The sequence below is a fragment of the Zwartia vadi genome (genome assembly GCF_030410375.1).
Lineage (GTDB): Bacteria > Pseudomonadota > Gammaproteobacteria > Burkholderiales > Burkholderiaceae_B > Zwartia > Zwartia vadi.
Genome location: NZ_JAUHHE010000039.1, coordinates 1 through 1,437, shown reverse-complemented (window position 1 = coordinate 1,437; position 1,437 = coordinate 1). Strand labels below are relative to the sequence as shown.

At 48.4% G+C, this 1,437-nt stretch carries 1 protein-coding gene; it reads right to left on the bottom strand.

What is annotated here, in order from left to right; all coding sequences use genetic code 11:
- Positions 1–38: 38 nt before the first annotated feature.
- A protein-coding gene (locus QWY27_RS15220) for an IS3 family transposase (protein WP_290199280.1) occupies positions 39–1,402 on the bottom strand; the annotation gives its coding sequence in 2 pieces (ribosomal slippage) (positions 39–925 and positions 925–1,402; 1,365 coding nt in all).
- Positions 1,403–1,437 lie beyond the last annotated feature (35 nt).

Genomic DNA, 1,437 nt, shown 5'->3' with positions numbered 1-1,437 from the left:
TGAACTGACCCCATAAAGTTGGACAGTTTAAAAGCGGATTAGGGCCTCAAGGGTTGAGTTCTGTATTGCACAGGACTCAGCCCTTTGAGTTTTGTCTTGATCCGGTCGTTGTTGTAATAGTGAATATACTCTTTCAAGCCTTTCTCAAGCTCTTGCACACTCTCGAATTTATTCAAGTAGAAGTACTCTGATTTGAGAGTTCCAAAGAAGCTCTCCATCGCCGCATTATCCAAGCAATTGCCTCTTCGTGACATGCTCTGAGTCAAGCCTCTGTTTGCAAGCTGACGTTGGTATGAAGTCATCTGGTACTGCCACCCCTGATCTGAATGAAGCATTGGCGCTTCCCCGCGTACAAGTTTGCTCAATGCTTTCTTAAGCATCCCACTGACCAACGGCATCCTCGGATTCTCTTGTGTCTCATAGGCAATGATTTCCCCATTGAACAAGTCTAGCACTGGCGATAGATATAGCTTGTCACCCCGAACATTAAACTCCGTGACGTCCGTGACCCACTTGCTGTTTGGCCTGTCAGCGCGGAACTGTCGATCCAAGATATTTGGCACATTCGCATTGAACTGACCTCTATAGGAGCGGTACTTCTTTGGGCGCACCAATGACTTGAGCCCTTGCCTCTGCATCAACCGCTGAACTGCCTTGTGATTGACCTTGCAGCCACTGCGGCACAACTCAGCCGTAATCCGCCTATAGCCATAACGCCCTTTGTGGCAGTTGTAAATATCACGTATGCGAACCTTCAAATCCGCATCTTTATCGACACCTTGTTGCGCCTTCGCTTGATAGTAGAACGTACTGCGCGAGAGCTCAGCTATTTGGAGCAAAGTGGATAAGGGGTGCTGCTGCCTTAGTTCGATCAGGACTTTTGCTTTGTCTGCGCTGCCTGTTGCTTGGCTCGAACTAAGGCATCCAACTTTTTTAGATAAGCCACCTCTGCTCGCAAGTACTCGTTTTCTCGTTGGAGCTCTTCTAAGGTTTTGGCCTCTGCAGGCTGCGCGCTTGCTGGCTTTATGGGTTTGGGAGGATTCATCTGTTTAAGGCGCCCTCGCGGCTTTGGGATTAATGCTGCAATACCGCCCTCATGGTACTTGCGCTGCCAACTGGAGACAACACCGGCTCCGCCTCGCAGATTAAATAAATGAATTGTCTGGGTAAACGACAGTTCCTCACGCCACATATGCTTAAGAACGCGCAGCTTAAATTCAGCGCTGTAGTGACTGAATTTCTTGGTCAACCCGTCATCACCATTCTGGCGATAAGAACCCACCCAATGCCGTATCTGTCCGTAACTAACACCGTACTTGGAAGCAAGCCTTTTGTAGCCTCCGCCACCTGCTAAGTAATCATGAACTACTGATCTTTTAAATTCCTTTTCGTACTTCGCCATGAAAAACACCCCAAGAGTTGGATGGGTGTCCAACT